General features: G+C 71.3%; 2 protein-coding genes. Both read right to left on the minus strand.

Annotation, left to right across the window (positions count from 1 at the left end; genetic code table 11):
* Positions 1–1,132: porin (locus VFZ20_RS32480; RefSeq protein ID WP_329688140.1), on the minus strand; the 1,132-nt coding region annotated here is incomplete at its 3' end.
* Between the two features lie 327 nt (positions 1,133–1,459).
* Positions 1,460–3,232 (minus strand): methyl-accepting chemotaxis protein, encoded by a 1,773-nt coding sequence (locus VFZ20_RS32485; RefSeq protein WP_329688141.1) that lies wholly within the window; start codon positions 3,230–3,232, stop codon positions 1,460–1,462.
* Between the last annotated feature and the right edge of the window lie 270 nt (positions 3,233–3,502).

Consider the following 3,502-nt stretch of genomic DNA (forward strand, 5'->3'; position numbering starts at 1 on the left):
TGCGGCGCACCAGGTTGGTCTGCAGGCGCACGGCCGTGCCGGAGAGGTAGTAGTTGAGGCCCAGGCCGTAGTCGCGCTCGTGCACGTTGGCCGCGGCGCTCTCCCGGTCCAGGTCGCGGTCCCAGTCGTCGTAGCGGGTGGCCACTTCCACCGTGCCCACGCGGTACGCGGCGAGGGCGTAGTAGCCGCGGCGCCGGATGGCCCCGTCCCAGCCGCGCATGAGCTCCGCCTGCACCTGCAGGGGGCCGCGCCCGTACACCAGCTCGCCGCCCAGCCGGTCGCGGCGGGGGTTCTCGTCCGTCTCCGCCCCGCTCCACGCGCCCGAGGTGCCCAGTTGCAGCCCGGGGATGAACGTGCGCAGCGCCACGCGCCCCACGACCACCTTTTGCGGATTGCTGTCCGTGGTGTTCTGGTTCTCGCCCACGCCGTTGAACGCGCCCAGCGAGACGCTGACGCCCGACGTGACGCGGCCGCTGAGCAGCACGCCCATGTCGCGCACGAGGCCAAAGCGGCCGTCGGCGACGAACATCGAGCGCTCCATCATGGGCAGCTTGGGGGACGACTGCACGCCGCCCTCGTAGCTCAGGGGCAGCTTCATCTGCCCCGCGTCCAGGGTGAAGCCGGCGAAGTCCACGCTCACGTACGCGTCCTGCAGCATGAGCGACGCCTGGCTCACGCGGCTGTCCGTCACCACGCGGCTGTCGCCCACGGTATCGTAGCTGCTGTTGATGCGCAGCGACTTGGAGGGGTCCACCATCAGCACCCAGCGGGCGCGCGGCGCGATGTCGCCCGCGAAGCGCAGCTCCGTGCGGCGCAGGCGAAAGGTGCGCTGGCCGCGGTCGGTGCCGTCCGTGTACCACGCCTGCACCACGCCGCTGAAGCGCACGGTGCCCGTGTTGACGACGATGGCCGCCCCCGCGGGGCGCGCCGGGGCGGGCGCGGCGGCGGGAACGCTGTCCCGCCTGGCGCTGTCCGCCGCGGTGGGCAGCGTGTCCGCCGGGACGACGGCGGCGACGGCGGTGGGGGTTGCGCGGGCGACGCGTCCCACGGCCGGCGTGGTGTCGCGCGGGGCCTGCGCGGCGGCATCCGCCACCCCCAGCAGCAGGGTGATGACGAGCAGCACTCGTTTCATGGTCGGCAAGACAGGGTTGGGGAAACCCGCGGGGCGGGGTTGGCGCGGAGCGGGCTTCCCTGCCCTCTCGCGTGTGCGCTGTCTGGTAGTTTCGGCAGAAGGGCGGCGCGGGTTGATCGATCCGGCAGAACTGCATTTTCACGCAGAGGGAGCAGGGGCAGCAGAGGTGGTTCCGCGCGAAAGGCCGGCCCCGTGCACCGGGACCGGCCTTCTCGTTTTTCCGACTCTTACTGCTTTCTCACGCAGAGCCGCGGAGGCGCGGAGTACTTCATCGCACGATGAACCCCTCTGCTGCCCCTGCTGCCTCTGCGTGAGGAATCTTTTGCGTTAGATGCGGAAGGCGCCCACCAGGCTCTCCAGCTCCGTCGCGACGCCCGCCAGCTGATCGCTCGCGCTCAGCGACTGCGCCGCGCCGCCGGCCGTCTGCGTCGCCGCCGCGCTCACACTGACGATGCTGCGGCTCACCTCCTCCGTGCCCTTCGCCGCCTGGTTCACGTTGCGCGCGATCTCACCCGTCGCGGCACTCTGCTCCTCGACGGCGCCGGCGATGGTCGTCGAGACGTCGTTGATCTGCTGGATGATCTTGTTGATCTCGCTGATCCCGCCCACCGCCACACCCGTGTTGTCCTGCACCCCGCGGATCTTCTGCGCGATCTCCTCCGTCGCCTTCGCCGTCTGCGACGCGAGCTGCTTGACCTCGTTGGCGACCACGGCGAAGCCCTTGCCCGCCTCGCCGGCGCGCGCGGCCTCGATGGTGGCGTTCAGGGCGAGCAGGTTGGTCTGCTGCGCGATCGAGGTGATGACCTTCACCACCTCGCCGATCTCCTCGCTCGACGCGCCCAGCTCGTCCATCATCCGCACCGTCTGCTCGGCCTTGCGGCTCGCCTCGCCGGCGACGCGCAGCGCCTCCTGGAGCTGACGGCTGATCTCGCGGATGCTGCCGGACATCTCCTCCGCCGCCACCGCCACCGTCTGCACGTTCACGCCCGCCTGCTCGCTGGCGGCACTCACCGCGTGCGACTGGCGGCTCGTCTGCTCCGCGGCGGACGAGAGCGCGTGGCTGGCGTCGCGGATGCGCGCGGACGAATCCACCACCACGCCCGCCGTGCGGCCAATGGCGCCCACCAGCCGCGAAAGCTCGTCGAGCGTGGCGTTCAGGGCGCGCTGGATGGCGGCGTACTCCGGCGCGTGCTCGCCCTCCACGCGCAGGGTGAGGTCGCGGGCGGCGGCGGCGCCCAGCACGCGGTGCACCTCGCCCAGGAAGGCGACGGCCACGGCGCGGTCGTCGTGCACGCGGCGGTGCGCGGCCTCGCTGGCGGCCACCGTGTCGTTGAGCCCCTGCACCAGCTCGCGGTACGCGCCCGAGAACGCGCCGGCGTTGCCGCGGCGCGACAGGTCGCCCTCGCGGACGGCGCGCACCACGGCCTGCGTCTCCGCCAGCACGCCGCGCAGGGTGTCGACCACGCCGCGGACGGCGCGCGTGACGGTGCCGTCGCCCAGGCGCACGTCCAGGTCGCCGCGCTCCAGCGCCGCCGACGAGTCCAGCAGCTCGTCGCTCTCGCGCGCCTCGGCCGCCAGCCGCGTGGACAGGTACACCAGCACGCACGTCTCGTAGACCACGAACCCCGCGTGCACCAGCACGATCAGCAGCCCGTGGGTGCCATGGTGCGCGGAGTCGGCGGGAAAGACGTGCACCCCGGCCCCGCCCTGCTGCAGCGCGAAGAACGCCAGGTGGTGCACGGCAATGGTGGCCGCGGCGAACACGGGCACCCGCCAGTCGCGGTACGCCAGCAGGAACGCCAGGCTGGCGAACACGTGAAAGTGCAGCTCCAGCATCCCCGCGGTCTGGTGGATGAACAGCCCGGAGTACCCCATCAGCGCGGCGCCCGCGAACAGGCGTGTGCCCAGCGCCCCCGGCCGCAGCCGTGACGCGGCGAAGGCAATGCCGCTCAGCAGGCCGCCCACCAGGATGGCCGGCAGCCAGGTCTCGTGCAGGGGAGCCAGCACCAGCGCCACGGGCCAGTGCAGCGCCAGCAGCAGGCCAAGGATCGAGTCCGTGCGCCTGCGCGACGCGTCGAGGAGGGAGATCGGGGATTCCATGATACCGTGGATGAGGACGGGTTGCGTTCCGTTTCCGCCACACCTAAGCATCGGATGGAGGCCGGCCGTCTTGAACCAACTGCATTTCCACGCAGAGGGAGCAGAGGCAGCAGAGGTTCGTTCAACGCGAAAGGCCGGCCCCATGCACCGGGACCGGCCTCTCGTTTTTCCAGCTCTTACTGCTTTCTCACGCAGAGCCGCAGAGGCGCAGAGTACTTCATCGCGCGATGAAACCCTCTGCTGCCCCTGCTCCCTCTGCGTGAGAAATCT

Source organism: Longimicrobium sp., from assembly GCF_036280135.1.
Lineage (GTDB): Bacteria > Gemmatimonadota > Gemmatimonadetes > Longimicrobiales > Longimicrobiaceae > Longimicrobium.